General features: G+C 43.3%; 13 protein-coding genes and 1 pseudogene. All 14 read left to right on the top strand.

Going from position 1 to position 17,086, the window contains the following annotated elements; all coding sequences use genetic code 11:
* The first annotated feature begins 68 nt into the window (after positions 1 to 68).
* The 14 genes and pseudogenes from NQ556_RS11070 to recD2 all read left to right on the top strand — a co-directional run bounded on the left by NQ556_RS11070 (position 69) and on the right by recD2 (position 17,066).
* Positions 69 to 299: a metal ABC transporter substrate-binding protein gene (locus tag NQ556_RS11070; RefSeq protein WP_008374541.1), complete on the top strand. Its 231-nt coding sequence runs from the start codon at positions 69 to 71 to the stop codon at positions 297 to 299.
* Positions 280 to 420 (top strand): hypothetical protein, encoded by a 141-nt coding sequence (locus tag NQ556_RS11065; RefSeq protein WP_008374542.1) that lies wholly within the window; start codon positions 280 to 282, stop codon positions 418 to 420. Before NQ556_RS11070 ends, NQ556_RS11065 begins: the two co-directional genes overlap by 20 nt.
* Positions 421 to 474: 54 nt before the next feature.
* Entirely contained in the window at positions 475 to 1,557 is a 1,083-nt protein-coding gene (locus tag NQ556_RS11060; RefSeq protein ID WP_055157331.1) for a YibE/F family protein, read from the top strand.
* Positions 1,551 to 2,321, top strand: a pseudogene (locus tag NQ556_RS11055) (YibE/F family protein). The gene NQ556_RS11060 and the pseudogene NQ556_RS11055 overlap by 7 nt, the downstream one beginning before the upstream one ends.
* A gap of 125 nt (positions 2,322 to 2,446) precedes the next feature.
* Positions 2,447 to 2,914: a MarR family winged helix-turn-helix transcriptional regulator gene (locus tag NQ556_RS11050; RefSeq protein ID WP_022220303.1), complete on the top strand. Its 468-nt coding sequence runs from the start codon at positions 2,447 to 2,449 to the stop codon at positions 2,912 to 2,914.
* The gene (locus NQ556_RS11045; RefSeq protein WP_008374548.1) at positions 2,911 to 4,662 is read left to right on the top strand and encodes an ABC transporter ATP-binding protein; all 1,752 of its coding nucleotides are present in this window, start codon (positions 2,911 to 2,913) and stop codon (positions 4,660 to 4,662) included. The genes NQ556_RS11050 and NQ556_RS11045 overlap by 4 nt, the downstream gene beginning before the upstream one ends.
* Positions 4,662 to 6,557, top strand: coding sequence for an ABC transporter ATP-binding protein (locus NQ556_RS11040; RefSeq protein ID WP_008374550.1), 1,896 nt, complete (start codon positions 4,662 to 4,664; stop codon positions 6,555 to 6,557). The genes NQ556_RS11045 and NQ556_RS11040 overlap by 1 nt, the downstream gene beginning before the upstream one ends.
* Positions 6,558 to 6,867: 310 nt before the next feature.
* On the top strand, positions 6,868 to 7,743 hold the full coding sequence (locus NQ556_RS11035; RefSeq protein ID WP_008374553.1) for a YitT family protein: 876 nt from the start codon (positions 6,868 to 6,870) through the stop codon (positions 7,741 to 7,743).
* Positions 7,727 to 7,996 (top strand): hypothetical protein, encoded by a 270-nt coding sequence (locus NQ556_RS11030; protein WP_008374554.1) that lies wholly within the window; start codon positions 7,727 to 7,729, stop codon positions 7,994 to 7,996. Before NQ556_RS11035 ends, NQ556_RS11030 begins: the two co-directional genes overlap by 17 nt.
* Complete coding sequence (locus tag NQ556_RS11025) at positions 7,993 to 8,412, top strand: response regulator transcription factor (protein WP_008374556.1); 420 nt, start codon at positions 7,993 to 7,995, stop codon at positions 8,410 to 8,412. Before NQ556_RS11030 ends, NQ556_RS11025 begins: the two co-directional genes overlap by 4 nt.
* Positions 8,413 to 8,753: 341 nt before the next feature.
* Positions 8,754 to 10,829: an excinuclease ABC subunit UvrB gene (uvrB, locus tag NQ556_RS11020; protein WP_008374558.1), complete on the top strand. Its 2,076-nt coding sequence runs from the start codon at positions 8,754 to 8,756 to the stop codon at positions 10,827 to 10,829.
* A gap of 27 nt (positions 10,830 to 10,856) precedes the next feature.
* On the top strand, positions 10,857 to 13,697 hold the full coding sequence (uvrA, locus tag NQ556_RS11015) for an excinuclease ABC subunit UvrA (RefSeq protein ID WP_008374560.1): 2,841 nt from the start codon (positions 10,857 to 10,859) through the stop codon (positions 13,695 to 13,697).
* A 96-nt stretch (positions 13,698 to 13,793) separates the two neighbouring features.
* On the top strand, positions 13,794 to 14,783 hold the full coding sequence (gene mreB / locus NQ556_RS11010) for a rod shape-determining protein (protein ID WP_008374562.1): 990 nt from the start codon (positions 13,794 to 13,796) through the stop codon (positions 14,781 to 14,783).
* Between the two features lie 60 nt (positions 14,784 to 14,843).
* Entirely contained in the window at positions 14,844 to 17,066 is a 2,223-nt protein-coding gene (gene recD2, locus NQ556_RS11005) for an SF1B family DNA helicase RecD2 (RefSeq protein WP_008374564.1), read from the top strand.
* The last annotated feature ends 20 nt before the right edge of the window (positions 17,067 to 17,086 follow it).

The raw sequence follows: 17,086 nt of genomic DNA, 5'->3' as shown, positions 1-17,086 counted from the left end.
GGTATGAAAAGTCATACCTTTCCTTTGGATATGATGAGCATGTATGGCTGTCTGTAAAAAATGCAGAAGTGCTGAGTAAGGAAATTGCAGACGCGCTGGAAAAAGCAGACCCGGATCATAAGGATATTTATCAGGAGAATGCATCTGCATACAGTGAAAAGCTGAAAGACCTGGATGCTAAGTATCAGGAAGTTGTTGATGGCGCGTCACAGAAAACACTGCTGTTTGGTGATCGTTTTCCATTCCGTTATCTGGTAGATGATTATGGATTAAGCTATTATGCTGCATTTGTCGGATGAAGATTATCTGGAACAGGAAACAGAAATTATCGTTCAGGGAACGTTCGAGACATATAAAGAACCAAATGATGAGACTTTGTATTGCAGGATCACAGATGCGGATATGCAGATAAAAAAATAAGAAGAGAAAAGATGGATCATGAAGGAATACGGGAAAAAGATTAGCAGATATTTGATGAAAAACAAAAAAGGAAGATTTTATTGTGTGGCAGGTGTGTTGTATCTGCTGGCAATTCTGTTTGTCATGAATGATGCCTGGCTGTATCAGACACCGATCGTGAAAGTGACAAAAGTGGTGACAATTGTAGAAGGGAAAAGCAAAAGTACACGTGGAACAGAAGAAACGAAATATAAGCAGAGTCTTTATGGCAAAATCATAAACGGAGAAGACAAAGGAAAAGAAGTCCGTATTGCCAATGAATACACAACAACAGAAATGGCTGACCAAAAATACCATAAAGGTGACCGGGTGTTTTATAAGGGATCATCGATCATTGGAGTAAAGCGGGATACGATGCTGGTTGTTATGCTTGGCTTCCTTGCACTTCTGCTCCTTGGGATTGCCGGACGGCAGGGCGGTTTGACGATCATAACAGCAATGATGAATATCCTGATTTTTGTGATCGGTTTCTGGACGGCGGATGACACATCGGAAATTCTAAGTGTATGTAGCAGACTGATTCTTTTTTTTGCAGTGGTAACGCTTGTTGGATTAAATGGAATCCACAGGAAAACTTTTGCCGCACTATTGACAACACTATGTGTCCTGCTTATGATCATGGGGATATTTGATCTTGTTATGCAGCATATGGAAGAACTGGATTATTCGACGATGGAATATCTGGGCAGTATTGATAATCCGGATGAAATTTTCCATGCAGAGATTCTGTTGTCAGGACTCGGTGCCATCATGGATGTGGCGGTTGCCATATCGGTGGCTTTAAGCGAGATTGTTGAGCAGAAACCGGAAGTAAAATTTGTGGAACTTTTCCGTTCGGGCAGAGAGATCGGATATGACATTATGGGAACAATGATCAATGTGCTGTTGTTTGTGTTTGGCTGCGGTCTGATTCCTACATGTTTGATCCGGATGAACAATGAGGTGCGTTTTGTTACCATTGTAAAATTGCATATTCCATGTGAATTATGCCGTTTCTTTGTAGAAAGTATCGGAATTGTACTGGCGATCCCAGTGTCTATTTTCATAACAGCAGTTATGATGAAACTATCTGTGAAAAAGAGGGAAAAAAGATGTTGATCATATTGGGACTGATTCTAATGATAGTAATAGTGCTTGTTGGAGGGGACAGAGGCGCCATGTCTCTGATCGCTCTGGCGGGAAATATTTTGTGCCTGAGTCTTGCAATCTGGCTTTATGCCGTCGGAGCACCCGTGTTTCTGGTTACTGCCGGTGCAGGAATTTTAATTTCCTGTATCACTTTGTTTTATCAAAATGGGACGAATATTAAAACCTGAAGTGCATTTCTTGCGGTTGCAATTACAATGTGTGTGTTATTTGCATTTATTTATCTGGTCGTATGGAAAAGTGGGGCGGGAGGCTTGAATGAGATCCAGGCAGCCGGAGAAGATGTTTTCTATTATAATATGAACCTGGATATCAGTATGCCCAAGGTTGCAACAGCCGTAATTGTACTCAGCACGTTAGGAGCTGTAATCGATATGGCACTGACAGTAACAACTTCCGTATATGAGGTGAAATGTCATAAGCCGGATATCAAAATGAATAAACTGGTTCAAAGTGGAATGAAGATTGGAAAAGATGTGATCGGAACAACGGTTAATACGTTATTGTTTGCATATCTGGGAGAATCGCTGTTGTTATTCGCGTATTTGAGAATGCAGAATTACTCCATTGAGCTGTTGCTCAACTCCAAAATTCTTTTTCAGAACTGTATTTCCATGATTTTTGGAGCAATTTCCTGCACAATGATAATGCCGGTTTCAGCGGTTTTGATCGCAAAAAACTGTGAGCTTTTTGATTGGATGGAAAATAGTAAATAGCAGGTTGACAGCAGGAAAATATCTGTGATAAACTTGTTTAGAATTAAACTGTTTACGAATGAACAATTTATTCGTGAACAGTTTTCTTTTTTTGAAGAAGCAAAAAGTGGAAGGAGGAAAGTCATTTGTGTGAAGGATGTGAAGAGCGAATCCACGTAGGACATCAGGTGCACCGGATAGACCGTTCGATTTCAAAACTGCTGGAAATGCGTGTAAAAGAAGAAGGACTGGATGAGATTGCCCTGATGCATGGCTGGATCTTACGTTATCTATATGAACATCAGGATAAGGAAATCTATCAGAAAGATATAGAAAAGTATTTTGGTATCTGCCGTTCAGCGGTAACAAATATTATCCAGACTCTGGAGAAAAAAGGGTACATCTGCCGTGCATCGGTTGCAAATGATGCGCGTCTGAAAAAAGTAATGCTGACAGAAAAAGGACGGGAAAACCATGAAAAACTGGGAGAAATTTTTCAGAAAATGGATGCGCAGTTGGAAGAAGGCATTACAGAAGAAGAATTACATGCATTTATGCATGTGATCGATAAAGTTTATTACAATATGGAAAAAATGAAAGGAGAGAATTCATGATTCGGACTTTATTAAAAGAAGTAAAAGAATATAAAGCGGCATCGATCGCAACACCGTTTTTTATGATTCTGGAAGTATTGTTTGAGACATTGATTCCATTTCTGATGGCATCTATTATCGATAAGGGTGTCAATACCGGAGATATTCACCATATTTACAAAGTTGGTGGAATTATGATCGTGGCTGCATTTTGTGGCCTGCTTGCCGGAATGGCAGGAGGACGATACGGAGCAAAGGCTTCGACCGGGTTCGCGAAGAATTTGAGAAATAAGATGTTCGATCAGATCCAGACCTATTCGTTTGCAAATATTGATCATTTCAGTACAGCAGGTCTGGTTACACGTCTGACAACAGATGTGACCAATGTGCAGAATGCGTACCAGATGATGCTGCGTATGATGATGAGAGCACCGGCAAGTATGATCTGTGCAATGGTGATGGCATTTATGATCAATGCCAGACTGGCAAGTATTTACCTTGTGGCAGTTGTGATCCTGGGAGTGATCCTCTTCTTTATCATTCGTCATGCAACGGCTTATTTCCAGCAGGCATTTCCAAAATATGATGCTTTAAATGCATCCGTTCAGGAAAATGTATCTGCGATCCGTGTAGTAAAAGCATATGTAAGAGAAGAACAGGAAACAAGTAAATTTCAGTATGCAAGTAAGAATATTTACGATATTTTTGTAAGAGCAGAGAAAAATGTTATATGGAACTCACCGATCATGATGTTCACTGTTTATACCTGCATCATCCTGATCAGCTGGTTTGGTGCAAAGATGATCGTAGTGAAATCGTTGACAACAGGAGAGTTGATGAGTCTTCTTGCATACTGTATGAACATTCTGATGAGTCTGATGATGCTGTCTATGGTATTTGTCATGATTTCCATGAGTATGGCAAGTATGCGGCGTATAGCAGAAGTACTGGATGAAACCAGCGATATCCATAATCCGGAACATCCGCTTTATGAAGTGGCAGATGGAAGTATTTCATTTAAGAATGTAGATTTTGCTTACAAAAAAGGCAGTGCAGAGAAAGTCCTGAAGAATATCAATCTGGACATCCATTCCGGTGAGACGATTGGCATCATTGGAGGAACCGGAAGTGCGAAGACGAGTCTGGTGAATCTGATCAGTCGTCTGTATGACGTGACAGGCGGAGAAATCCTGGTTGGCGGAAAGAATGTCAAGGATTATGATTTGGAAGTACTGAGAAACCAGGTATCTGTTGTATTGCAGAAAAATGTACTGTTTACCGGAAGTATTCTGGATAACCTGCGCTGGGGAAACAAAGAGGCGACCGACGAAGAATGTATGGAAGCATGTCGGCTTGCATGTGCAGATGAATTCATTGAGCGTTTCCCGGATAAATATAATACCCACATTGAACAGGGAGGAAACAACGTATCCGGTGGTCAGAAGCAGAGACTGTGTATTGCAAGAGCACTGCTTAAGAAACCGAAGATCCTGATCCTGGATGACAGTACCAGTGCGGTAGATACTGCTACAGATGCGAAGATCCGCCGTGCATTCCGTGAAGAAATCCCGGATACAACAAAGCTGATCATTGCACAGCGTGTATCCAGTGTGCAGGATGCAGACCGTATCATCGTTATGGATGAAGGGCAGGTTCATGGATTTGGTACACACGAAGAATTGCTGAAGACCGATGAAATTTACCGCGAAGTATACGAATCGCAGACTCAGGGCGGAGGAGATTTTGATGAAAACGGAGGTGAAGCATAATGCCAAGACCGATGGGAAGACCACAGAATAAAGTGAAATATCCGGGGAAACTTTTGATGCGTCTGATAAACTACATTTTCCGTGATTATAAAATTCATTGTATTGCAGTATTTATCCTTATATTTGTAGGAGTTATCGCAAATGTGCAGGGAACGATGTTTACAAGAGATCTGATCGACAAATATATTACACCGTTCCTGCTGTCTGACGGTACACCGAACTTTTCACCGCTTGCACATGCAATTGAAAGGGTTGCGGTATTTTACGGAATCGGAATCGTTGCGACTTACGCATATAACCGTATCATGATCAATGTGACACAAGGAATGATGATGAATATGCGTAATGAGCTGTTTGAACATATGGAAAAGCTGCCGATCAAATATTTTGATACCCATGCACATGGTGATATCATGTCAATTTACACGAACGATATCGATACCCTGCGGCAGATGGTCAGCCAGAGTATTCCGCAGATCATCAACAGCGGATTTACGATCATCAGTGTATTTGTCAGTATGTTGATCTTAAATATTCCACTTACGGTTGTGACGATGATCATGGTTGCAATTATGATATTTGGTACCAAGAAAGCCGCCGGACAGAGTGGGAAATATTTCCTGGAACAGCAGAAAAATCTTGGAAAAGTCAATGGTTATATTGAAGAAATGATGAATGGGCAGAAGGTTGTCAAGGTCTTCTGCCATGAGGAAGAAAGTAAGGCAGAATTTAAAGAGCTGAATGAGGCACTTTTTGTAAGCGCAGACCGTGCGAATACCTATGCAAACTACCTCGGACCTTTGAATGCGCAGATCGGAAATATCAGTTATGTAGTCTGTGCGATTGTCGGAGGTGCCCTTGCACTGAATGGTGTGGGAGGATTTACACTGGGTGCACTGGCAAGCTTTCTGACATTCAATAAAAGCTTTAGTATGCCGATCAACCAGGTCAGCCAGCAGATGAATGCCATTGTAATGGCACTTGCAGGAGCAGAGCGTATCTTTACCCTTCTGGATGAGAAAGTGGAAGTAGATGACGGGTATGTGACTCTGGTCAATGTGAAAAAAGAAAATGGAAAACTTATAGAATGTAAGGAACATACCCGATGCTGGGCATGGAAGCATACACATCAGGCAGATGGTTCGGTAGATTATATTGAGCTTAAGGGAAATGTAGTATTTGATGGTGTGGATTTCGGGTACAATAATGATAAGATCGTGCTTCATGATGTGAAATTGTATGCAGAGCCAGGACAGAAAATTGCCTTTGTAGGTTCGACAGGAGCAGGAAAAACAACCATTACAAATCTGATTAACCGGTTTTATGATATTCAGGATGGAAAAATCCGCTACGATGGAATTAATATAAACAAGATTCGGAAAGCGGATCTGCGACGTTCCCTTGGAATTGTACTGCAGGATACACATCTGTTCACAGGAACGGTAAAAGACAATATCCGTTTTGGAAAATTGGATGCAACAGATGAAGAAATCTTTGCAGCAGCAGAATTGGCAAATGCAGATGGATTTATCCGCAGACTTCCGGAAGGATATGATACGGTCATCACCGGGGATGGGGCAAACTTAAGCCAGGGACAGAGACAGCTTCTTGCAATTGCCAGAGCAGCAGTTGCAGATCCGCCGGTACTGATCCTGGATGAGGCTACAAGCTCTATTGATACGCGTACTGAACGTATTATTCAGGAAAGCATGGACAGACTGATGCATGGACGTACTACGTTTGTGATCGCACACCGTCTGTCTACGGTTCGGAATTCCGACTGTATCATGGTTCTGGAACAGGGACGCATTATTGAAAGAGGTACCCATGACCAACTGATTTCAGAAAAGGGAAAATATTATCAGTTGTACACCGGGAATGCAATTGCTGAATAAGATTCAAAAGACAGGATGTTACTGTCCACAGTACCTGTGACCAGCAACGCATCTCGCCATTTTAAATCGCCTTTGGCGATGGGCGAGATGCCGTTCAAGATAAAACGTGCATCCTCCGTGCCAATCAGCGTAGTGATTGACACGGGAGTGAACAGTAACAACAGGATTCAATAAAATTTACATAAATTAAAAAATACTATCAATTTTTTTGTGCATACGCTATACTTGTATATATAGCACTGCAAGTCCTTCCGAGCAGAGAAGTAAAATAGCAGTTCTATAAAAATGTCATGATAGGGTAGGTTTGGGAATGAAAAAACAAATCAATTGCAAAGAAGTTGTATGGGAACTATTTACACTTACCGCTGCAGTGGCAATTATCGCTGCAGCGGTTTATTTCTTTCTGGTGCCGAGCCATGCATCGGTCAGCAGTATTTCCGGTCTTGGAATTATTCTTACGAATTTTATACCTTTACCGCTTTCAGTGATCACGATGGTCCTGAATGTTGTTCTTTTGATCATCGGATTCATAACATGTGGACGGGAATTTGGTACGAAAACCGTGTATACCAGTATCTTACTGCCGGTATTTATCGGTATTTTTGAACGGATTTTCCCGAATATCGGTTCCCTGACAAAAACCCAGGAACTGGATGTCCTCTGTTATGTTCTGGTAGTCAGTGTAGGACTCAGTATTCTCTTTAATATGAATGCTTCTTCCGGTGGACTTGATATTGTGGCTAAGATCATGAATAAATATCTGCACATCGAATTGGGGAAAGCCATGTCTTTAGCCGGTATGTGTGTGGCGCTTTCGGCAGCACTTGTATATGATAAGAAGACGGTGGTTTTAAGCGTTCTTGGTACTTATTTTAATGGGATGGTGGTAGATCATTTTATCTTCGGGCAGAATCTGAAACGAAGAGTATGTATTATTACAAAGTATGAAGAAGAACTTCGGAATTTTATTCTGCATGAGCTGCATAGTGGAGCAACCATTTATGATGCCATCGGAGCGTACAATTTAGATAAAAGACACGAGATCATTACGATCGTAGATAAAAATGAGTATCAGAAACTCATGAATTACATCAATAATCTTGATCCGAAGGCTTTCGTCACAGTGTACACGGTGGCAGACATGAGATATCAGCTGAAGGTTTTGGAAAATGAAGAAAGAAGTTAGTGATCTACTCCATCAATATTCTGTTATAATAATGTACAAAGAAAGGAGGAGTTACAATGCCAATAATAAAACCAATTACAGATGCAGGAAAAAGGAGACCAAGAGTGTCAGAAATCAGATTTTCATCAAAGGAAAGAAGCTGATATCTTATTTGAAAAAAGAGAAGAACCATTTAATATTTATGAATATTGCAAAAAGTAGTAATTTTTCCTGTTTAAAAAATGAAGTAACAGAAGAAAAGGGATACAAATGAAAAAAGTATTGATTGCTGCGGATGAGGTAGATAAGTGGAGTCGGCTTTGTGAAGGGTTACAAACTGAGTGGGAATGTACGACCGTTAATCTGGATGCATTTGAAAAATTCCATACCATAGCGGTCTATGACACAGTATTGATAAGAGAAAAGCAGAAGATTATACAAAAGGGAAAACTTCTGATTGACTGGTGTTATCATACGGTTTACTGGGGAGAGCATGAGCTTGCAACCCTAAATGAGCGAGAAAAGGCATTCCTGTATCTGCTGGCAGATTCCTCCAGACAGGTAGTTACCCATGAGATTATCTTTGAACAGTTATGGAAAGAACCGTATGAAGATGACTCTGCCAATATGATCTGGTGTTTTGTACGCAGACCTGACTTGATTATAGAAGAATATTTCCACGCAGCATGATGAAAAATAGAATAGTAGTGATAGAAAAAAGTACAAATAAGAATCGAACATTTGTACTTTTTTCTTGCCTTCATCTATATACTTTCAAAAAAATGTCTGATATAATAGGGACTGTTACAAGAAAAAAACAGTAAAAATATGACAGAACCGGAGCCTGGTATCATCAGGTATTTCTAGGTGCTGTTTTATCCGCAAAAATGAATTTTCCCACAGGGATCTACGTAATGTGACTTTTATTCGTAACGAGACAAAAATGACCTCTATTCGAGACAAAAATAGACATTTCGTTAAGAATCTGAGTACGAAATTTTGGCTGATAATGGTCATAGTAAAAGTTACAAATGGAGGGATTTACCATGAATGCAGAAAAAGGACATTCGCAATCCGCTGACAATAGTCAGCTGCTTGCTCATAAAAGCAGCCCGCAAGGCGGACATGCTTTCAAATTAAAAGCCCCATATGAGCCAACCGGAGACCAGCCACAGGCGATTGCAGAGCTTGTAAAAGGGTTCAAGGAAGGCAATCAATGCCAGACTTTACTAGGGGTTACGGGTTCTGGAAAAACTTTTACGATGGCAAATGTGATTCAGCAATTACAGAAGCCGACACTTGTCATCGCTCATAATAAGACGTTAGCGGCTCAGTTATACGGAGAGTTCAAGGAGATGTTCCCCGATAACGCAGTGGAATATTTTGTTTCCTACTACGACTACTACCAGCCGGAAGCTTATGTTCCGTCATCCGACACTTACATTGCCAAGGACTCTGCCATCAACGATGAGATCGACAAGCTCCGCCACTCTGCGACAGCAGCGCTTTCTGAGCGGAATGATGTCATCATTGTGGCAAGTGTGTCCTGCATTTACGGACTGGGTTCGCCGATTGATTACAAGGAGATGGTGATTTCACTTAGACCGGGCATGATCAAAGACAGGGATGAAGTTCTGAAGAAGTTGGTTGAGATCCAGTATGACCGCAATGATATGGATTTCAAGCGTGGAACGTTCCGGGTGCGAGGAGATGTGGTTGAGATTTTCCCGGCGTATTCGGAAAAAATTGCATACAGAGTTGAATTTTTCGGTGATGAGATAGACAGAATAACAGAGATTGATACATTGACCGGTGAAGTGTTGAATGTGATCGGGCATGTGGCAATTTTCCCGGCATCTCATTATGTAGTGTCCAAGGAGAATATGGAGCGTGCCATCAGGGAGATTGAAGAAGAACTGGAGCAGCAGATCCGTTATTTTAAAGGGGAAGATAAGCTTCTGGAAGCACAGCGTATTTCTGAGAGAACGAATTTTGATATAGAAATGATGCGAGAGACAGGATTTTGTTCCGGAATTGAAAACTATTCGAGGCATCTGACCGGGCAGAAAGCAGGGGAGCCGCCATGTACATTGATTGACTATTTTCCGGATGATTTTCTGATCATGATCGACGAGTCGCATAAGACGATTCCACAGATTGGAGCCATGTATCACGGCGATCAGTCGAGAAAGACAACATTGGTAGATTATGGATTCCGTCTGCCATCGGCAAAGGATAACAGACCGCTCAGCTTTGGGGAATTTGAAAGTAAGATTGACCAGGTACTGTTTGTATCGGCGACACCGGGAGAGTACGAGGAGTCTCATGAACTGCTGCGGGCAGAGCAGGTAATCCGACCGACAGGTCTTCTGGATCCGGAAGTAGAAGTGCGTCCGATCGAAGGACAGATTGATGATCTGATCAGTGAGGTAAATAAAGAAACAGCGAAGAAGAATAAGGTACTGATCACAACGCTGACAAAGCGTATGGCGGAAGACCTGACCGATTATATGCGGGAGCTTGGCATTCGTGTGAAATATTTACATTCGGATATTGATACTCTGGAAAGGACAGAGATCATCCGGGATATGCGTTTGGATGTATTTGATGTACTGGTTGGAATTAACCTGCTTCGAGAAGGTCTGGATATTCCGGAGATCACACTGGTAGCGATTCTGGATGCGGACAAAGAAGGTTTTCTGCGTTCGGAAACTTCACTGATCCAGACCATTGGCCGTGCGGCGAGAAATGCAGAGGGGCATGTTATCATGTATGCGGATAACATGACGGATTCGATGCGGATGGCGATTGATGAGACGATGCGCCGTCGTGAGATTCAGATGAAATACAATGAAGAACATGGAATCACGCCACAGACGATCAAGAAGTCGGTGCGTGATCTGATCAGTATTTCAAAGAAGGTTGCAGCAGAAGAGATGAAGCTGGAAAAAGATCCGGAATCCATGAGTGCGGCAGAGCTGGAGAAGCTGATCAAGAAGCTGGAAAAGCAGATGAAGAAAGCGGCAGCAGAGCTGAATTTCGAGGCGGCAGCAGAGCTGCGTGATAAGCTGATCGAGCTGAAAAAGCATTTGAATGAGATGGAGTAAAGCGAAGAGATAGAAGAGGAAGAACAGATGGCTGAAGAAAAGAAAGAACTGATAAAGATCAGAGGTGCGAACGAGCACAATCTGAAGAATCTTGATGTAGATATTCCGAGGAACAAACTGGTAGTACTGACCGGTCTCAGTGGTTCCGGCAAATCATCCCTTGCATTTGATACAATTTATGCAGAGGGACAAAGACGATATATGGAATCTCTGTCTTCTTACGCAAGACAGTTCCTTGGGCAGATGGAGAAGCCGAATGTAGAAAGTATTGAAGGGCTTTCACCGGCGATTTCCATCGACCAGAAGTCTACGAACCGCAATCCGAGATCCACAGTCGGAACCGTGACGGAGATTTACGATTATTTTCGACTGCTGTATGCAAGAATCGGGATTCCGCATTGTCCGAAGTGTGGAAGAGAGATCAAGAAGCAGACGGCAGATGAGATGACCGATCAGATCATGGCACTTCCGGAAGGAACAAAGATCCAGCTGATGGCACCGGTTGTGCGGGGGAGAAAAGGAACCCATGTCAAGCTTCTGGACAGAGCAAAGAAAAGCGGTTATGTCCGTGTAAGGATTGACGGAAATATGTATGAGCTTTCCGAAGAAATCTCATTGGACAAGAATATAAAACATAATATTGAGATTGTTGTAGACCGTCTGGTTGTCAGACCGGGGATTGAAAAAAGACTTGCAGATTCCATAGAAAGTGTATTAAGTCTTGCGGAGGGGCTTCTGGTTGTGGATGTGATCGGAGGGGAACCGCTGAATTTCAGCCAGAATTTTGCCTGCCCAGACTGCGGAATCAGTATTGATGAGATCGAGCCGAGAAGCTTTTCATTTAACAATCCATTTGGTGCCTGCCCGGTATGTTTCGGACTCGGATATAAAATGGAGTTTGATGAAGACCTGATGATTCCGGACAAATCACTCAGCATCAATGAAGGAGCAATCGTGGTGACAGGATGGCAGTCTTGTACCGATAAGAGCAGTTTTACTCATGCGATTCTGGAAGCACTCTGCAAGGAATATCATTTTGACCTGGATACGCCGTTTGAACAGTATCCGAAAGAAATCCAGGATGTTTTACTTCGTGGGACTAATGGAAAAGAAGTCAAGGTCTATTATAAAGGACAACGCGGGGAAGGAATCTATGACGTTGCATTTGACGGACTGATCCGGAATGTGGAGCGAAGATACCGTGAAACGGGATCGGAGACTATGAAAGCAGAATATGAGAGTTTTATGCAGATCACACCTTGCCGAGAATGTGGCGGACAGCGACTGAAAAAGGGCGCACTTGCGGTAACGGTCGGAGATAAAAATATTTCAGAAGTAACAGCAATGTCGATTGAACGGCTTCAGCGGTTTATCAGCAGTCTGGAACTGTCAAAGACGCAGCAGATGATCGGCGGACAGATATTAAAAGAGATCAAAGCGCGCCTGCAGTTTCTTTTGGATGTGGGTCTGGAATATCTGACACTTGCCCGTGCAACAGGAACTCTTTCCGGTGGAGAAGCACAGAGAATCCGGCTTGCGACGCAGATCGGTTCCGGTCTTGTGGGTGTGGCTTATATTCTGGATGAGCCAAGTATCGGTCTGCACCAGAGAGATAATGACAAACTTCTCGCAACACTCAAGCATCTCCGTGATCTTGGAAATACACTGATCGTGGTTGAGCATGATGAAGATACCATGTTTGCGGCAGACCAGGTAATCGATATCGGACCGGGAGCCGGAGAACACGGTGGAGAACTGGTTGCCCAGGGAACGGCACAGGAGATCATGAAAGTAGAACGGTCGATCACAGGTGCATATTTAAGCGGAAAGATCAAGATCCCGGTTCCGGAAACCCGCGCAGTTCCGACCGGCTGGATCAAAGTTGTAGGTGCAGCAGAGAATAACCTGAAAAATATTGACGTGAAGTTCCCACTTGGCGTGATGACCTGTGTAACCGGCGTATCAGGTTCCGGTAAGAGTTCATTGGTGAATGAAATCCTTTACAAGAGTATGGCGAAAAAGCTAAACCGTGCCCGTGTGATTCCTGGAAAGTATAAGCGGATTGAAGGACTGGAAATGCTGGACAAAGTGATCGACATTGACCAGTCTCCAATCGGAAGGACGCCAAGATCCAATCCGGCGACATATACCGGAGTATTCGACCTGATCCGGGATCTGTTTGCGGCAACCGCGGATGCGAAGGCGAAAGGCTATAAAAAAGGAAGATTCAGCTTTAACGTCAAGGGCGGACGCTGTGAAGCGTGCAGCGGAGATGGAATCATCAAGATTGAGATGCATTTCCTTCCGGATGTATATGTGCCGTGTGAGGTATGCGGCGGAAAGCGCTACAACCGTGAGACACTGGAGGTAAAATATAAAGGAAAAAGCATTTATGATGTTCTGAATATGACGGTAGAAGAGGCGCTTCATTTCTTTGAAAATGTACCGAGTATCCGTAGAAAAATGGAGACACTTTACGATGTAGGACTTTCTTATATCCGTCTTGGCCAGCCGTCTACAACTCTTTCCGGCGGTGAAGCACAGCGGATCAAGCTTGCAACTGAACTGAGCCGGAGAAGCACTGGGAAGACAGTGTACATTCTGGATGAACCGACAACCGGACTTCATTTTGCAGATGTGCACAAGTTGACGGAAATCCTGCGCAGACTCGCGGCAGATGGCAATACGGTTATCGTGATCGAACATAATCTGGATGTGATCAAGACAGCAGATTATATTATCGATATCGGACCGGAAGGCGGTGACAAGGGGGGCACAGTTGTTGCGTGCGGTACACCGGAAGAAGTGGCAGAAAACCCGAATTCATATACAGGGAAATACATCAAAATGATGCTGGACAGAAAATGATACAGAAATCTTAAAAAATCCTGAACTTGAAAAAAAGACTTCCTATTTATTAAAGATTTGATTATAATAAGGTGAGTATGTGAAAGGGGAATCGTGATGTCAATAGATTTAGGAATTGATTTAGGAACAGCAAGTATCCTCGTTTATGTGAAAGGAAAGGGAGTTGTACTGAAAGAACCTTCAGTCGTTGCCTTTGACAGAGATACCAATATGATAAAAGCAATCGGTGAAGAAGCAAGGCTGATGCTTGGAAGGACACCGGGGAACATTGTTGCGGTAAGACCTCTCAGACAGGGTGTTATTTCCGATTACATTGTCACAGAAAAAATGATCAAATATTTTGTTCAGAAAGCATTGGGAAAGCGTACATTTAAGAAGCCGAATATCAGTATCTGTGTGCCAAGCGGTGTTACAGAGGTTGAAAAAAAGGCAGTAGAAGAGGCTGCTTTTGCAGCCGGTGCGCGGGAAGTACATTTGATTGAGGAACCGGTTGCGGCGGCAATCGGAGCCGGAATAGATATTTCAAAACCATGCGGCAACATGATCGTGGATATCGGTGGTGGTACATCCGACATTGCGGTAATTTCCCTTGGAGGAACTGTTGTGAATACATCATTAAAAGTTGCAGGTGATGATTTTGATGAAGCAATCGTCCGTTATGTCCGGAAAAAGCACAATCTGCTGATCGGAGACAGGACAGCAGAAGACATCAAGATCAAGATCGGAACGACATATCCTCTTGTAGAAGATGAATCAATGGAAGTAAGGGGACGAAATCTGGTAACAGGATTGCCAAAGACGGTTACGGTAACGGCTTCTGAGACCGAAGAAGCACTGCATGAGACTACAAGTCAGATCGTCGAAGCAGTCATTGGGGTTCTGGAGAGAACACCGCCGGAACTTTCCGCGGATATTCTGGATCGTGGAATTGTACTGACAGGTGGAGGTGCGCTGCTTCGCGGGCTGGAAGAACTGATCGAAGAAAAGACAGGCATCAATACGATGACAGCGGAAGACCCGATGAAGGTTGTTGCAATCGGTACCGGTCAGTATGTGGAGTTTATGAACGGAAAAAAAGATTTCTAGTGATAAGCACATGAGAAGGCTGTTTCTGTAGAGAGACAGCCTTTTTAAAAAGGAAAAAGTATGGAAACAGTAAAAGGTTACGTAGAACACATTGTATTTCGCAATGAAGACAATGGATATACCGTATTTAATTTGAATAATGATGATGGCGATCTGACCTGTGTCGGAAACTTTAACTATTTATCAGAGGGAGAGTTGGTTGAGGTGAACGGAGAATATGTGGTTCACAGTGTATATGGAACACAGCTCCGAGTGCTCAATTATGAGATCAAAGCACCGGAAGATCTGCTTTCGATTGAACGCTATCTGGGATCAGGGGCGATCAAAGGGGTTGGTGCATCTCTTGCCGGCAGGATTGTGAAAAAATTCAGGGAAGACACCTTCCGGATCATCGAAGAAGAACCAGAAAGACTTGCGGAGGTGCGTGGGATCAGCGAACGTATGGCAAGAGAGATCGCTGTACAGGTAGAAGAGAAAAAAGATATGCGGAAGGCAATGATCTATCTTCAGAAATTTGGGATTTCGACGACACTTGCAGCAAAGATTTATCAGTTTTACGGTCCGAAGACCTATCAGGTACTGGAAGGAAATCCATACCAGCTTGCAGATCAGATTCAGGGGATCGGATTTAAGATCGCTGATGAAATCGCAACGAAGATCGGCATTCATTCAGACTCGGATTTCCGTATCCGGAGTGGTATTTTTTATACCTTACAGCAGAGTGTTGCCGAAGGGCATGTCTATCTGACAAAGGACGTGTTGCTTCGTCGGGCATCTGCACTTCTGGAAGTGGAGATTAAGGATATTGAGAAATACCTGATGGATCTGTCGATGGAAAAGAAGATCGTACTCAAAGAATCTGAAGAAGGTCTGCGGGTATACGTGTCCCACTTCTATTATCTGGAACTCAATACCGCGAAAATGCTGCATGATCTGAATCTGGAATATGAAGAAGCCAATGTAGTGATCGAAAAAAAGATCCATCAGATTGAAAAAGAAGCCGAAATGCAGCTTGATGAGAAGCAGGAAAATGCGGTCATGGCGGCTGTACGGAATGGAATTATGATTCTCACAGGAGGTCCTGGAACCGGAAAAACGACGACGATCAATGCCATGATCGAATATTTTCACAGTGAGAATATGGAAATTATGCTGGCAGCACCAACCGGGCGTGCCGCAAAAAGAATGACAGAGGCAACCGGATGGGAAGCGCAGACAATCCACCGGCTTCTGGAGGTGAACGGTAATCCGGAGGAGGATGAGAACCCGAACCGGAACGGATTTGCAAGAAATGCAGACAATCCACTGGAAACCGATGTGATCATCATCGATGAGATGTCTATGGTAGACCTGCCTCTGATGAATGCACTTCTTACCGCAATTGTACCGGGGACAAGGCTGATCCTGGTAGGGGACTGTAACCAGCTTCCATCAGTAGGCCCGGGAAGTATTTTGAAGGATCTCATCGCATCGGAATGTTTTCCGGTTGTCATGCTGACCCGGATTTTCCGACAGGCACAGGAGAGTGATATTGTGGTAAATGCACATAAGATCAACCGGGGAGAACCGGTCCTTTTGGATAATAAAAGCCGGGATTTCTTCTTCTTGAAAAGACAGGATCCGAATGTGATCATCAGTGTTCTGCTGACACTGATCCAGAAGAAGCTTCCCAAATATGTCAATGCAAAACCATATGATATCCAGGTACTCACACCGATGCGGAAAGGACTGCTGGGAGTGGAAAGGCTGAACAGTATTTTGCAGGAGTATTTGAATCCACCGGAGCCGGGAAAAGCGGAAAAAGAATATGGCGATCACAAATTCCGCGTGGGCGACAAGGTGATGCAGATCAAGAATAACTATCAGCTTGAATGGGAGATCACAACCAAGTATGGACTGACGGTGGATAAAGGGATGGGAATTTTTAATGGCGATATGGGAATTGTCACCGAGATCAATACATATACTGAAACACTGGAAGTTGAATACGATGAAAAGAGAAAAGTAAAGTATCCGTTTGAATTGCTGGAAGAACTGGAGCTTGCCTATGCGATCACCATTCACAAGTCGCAGGGAAGCGAATATCCGGCGGTTGTCATCCCTCTTCTGAGCGGACCGAGACAGCTGTTTCACAGGAATCTTCTTTACACGGCAATCACAAGAGCCAGAAAATGTGTGACAATTGTCGGAAATGACCAGACCTTCCAGGAGATGATCCGGAATACCAATGAACACAACCGGAATACCAGTCTGGCAGAACGGATCCGGGAGTTCTGCGGATAGTTACACAGAAAAAGTAGAAA

Source organism: Coprococcus comes ATCC 27758 (genome assembly GCF_025149785.1).
GTDB classification, from domain to species: domain Bacteria; phylum Bacillota; class Clostridia; order Lachnospirales; family Lachnospiraceae; genus Allocoprococcus; species Allocoprococcus comes.
This window is presented reverse-complemented; position numbering and strand designations above follow the sequence as displayed.

What these genes read in the sequence shown, in the direction of transcription:
- NQ556_RS11035 (WP_008374553.1), top strand. Translation starts at nt 6,868, where the DNA reads ATGAAAAAACAAATCAATTGCAAAGAAGTTGTATGGGAACTATTTACA.
- NQ556_RS11030 (WP_008374554.1), top strand. Translation starts at nt 7,727, where the DNA reads ATGAAGAAAGAAGTTAGTGATCTACTCCATCAATATTCTGTTATAATA.
- recD2 (WP_008374564.1), top strand. Translation starts at nt 14,844, where the DNA reads ATGGAAACAGTAAAAGGTTACGTAGAACACATTGTATTTCGCAATGAA.
- NQ556_RS11065 (WP_008374542.1), top strand. Translation starts at nt 280, where the DNA reads ATGCTGCATTTGTCGGATGAAGATTATCTGGAACAGGAAACAGAAATT.
- NQ556_RS11040 (WP_008374550.1), top strand. Translation starts at nt 4,662, where the DNA reads ATGCCAAGACCGATGGGAAGACCACAGAATAAAGTGAAATATCCGGGG.
- mreB (WP_008374562.1), top strand. Translation starts at nt 13,794, where the DNA reads ATGTCAATAGATTTAGGAATTGATTTAGGAACAGCAAGTATCCTCGTT.
- NQ556_RS11025 (WP_008374556.1), top strand. Translation starts at nt 7,993, where the DNA reads ATGAAAAAAGTATTGATTGCTGCGGATGAGGTAGATAAGTGGAGTCGG.
- NQ556_RS11045 (WP_008374548.1), top strand. Translation starts at nt 2,911, where the DNA reads ATGATTCGGACTTTATTAAAAGAAGTAAAAGAATATAAAGCGGCATCG.
- NQ556_RS11060 (WP_055157331.1), top strand. Translation starts at nt 475, where the DNA reads ATGAAAAACAAAAAAGGAAGATTTTATTGTGTGGCAGGTGTGTTGTAT.
- uvrB (WP_008374558.1), top strand. Translation starts at nt 8,754, where the DNA reads ATGGAGGGATTTACCATGAATGCAGAAAAAGGACATTCGCAATCCGCT.
- uvrA (WP_008374560.1), top strand. Translation starts at nt 10,857, where the DNA reads ATGGCTGAAGAAAAGAAAGAACTGATAAAGATCAGAGGTGCGAACGAG.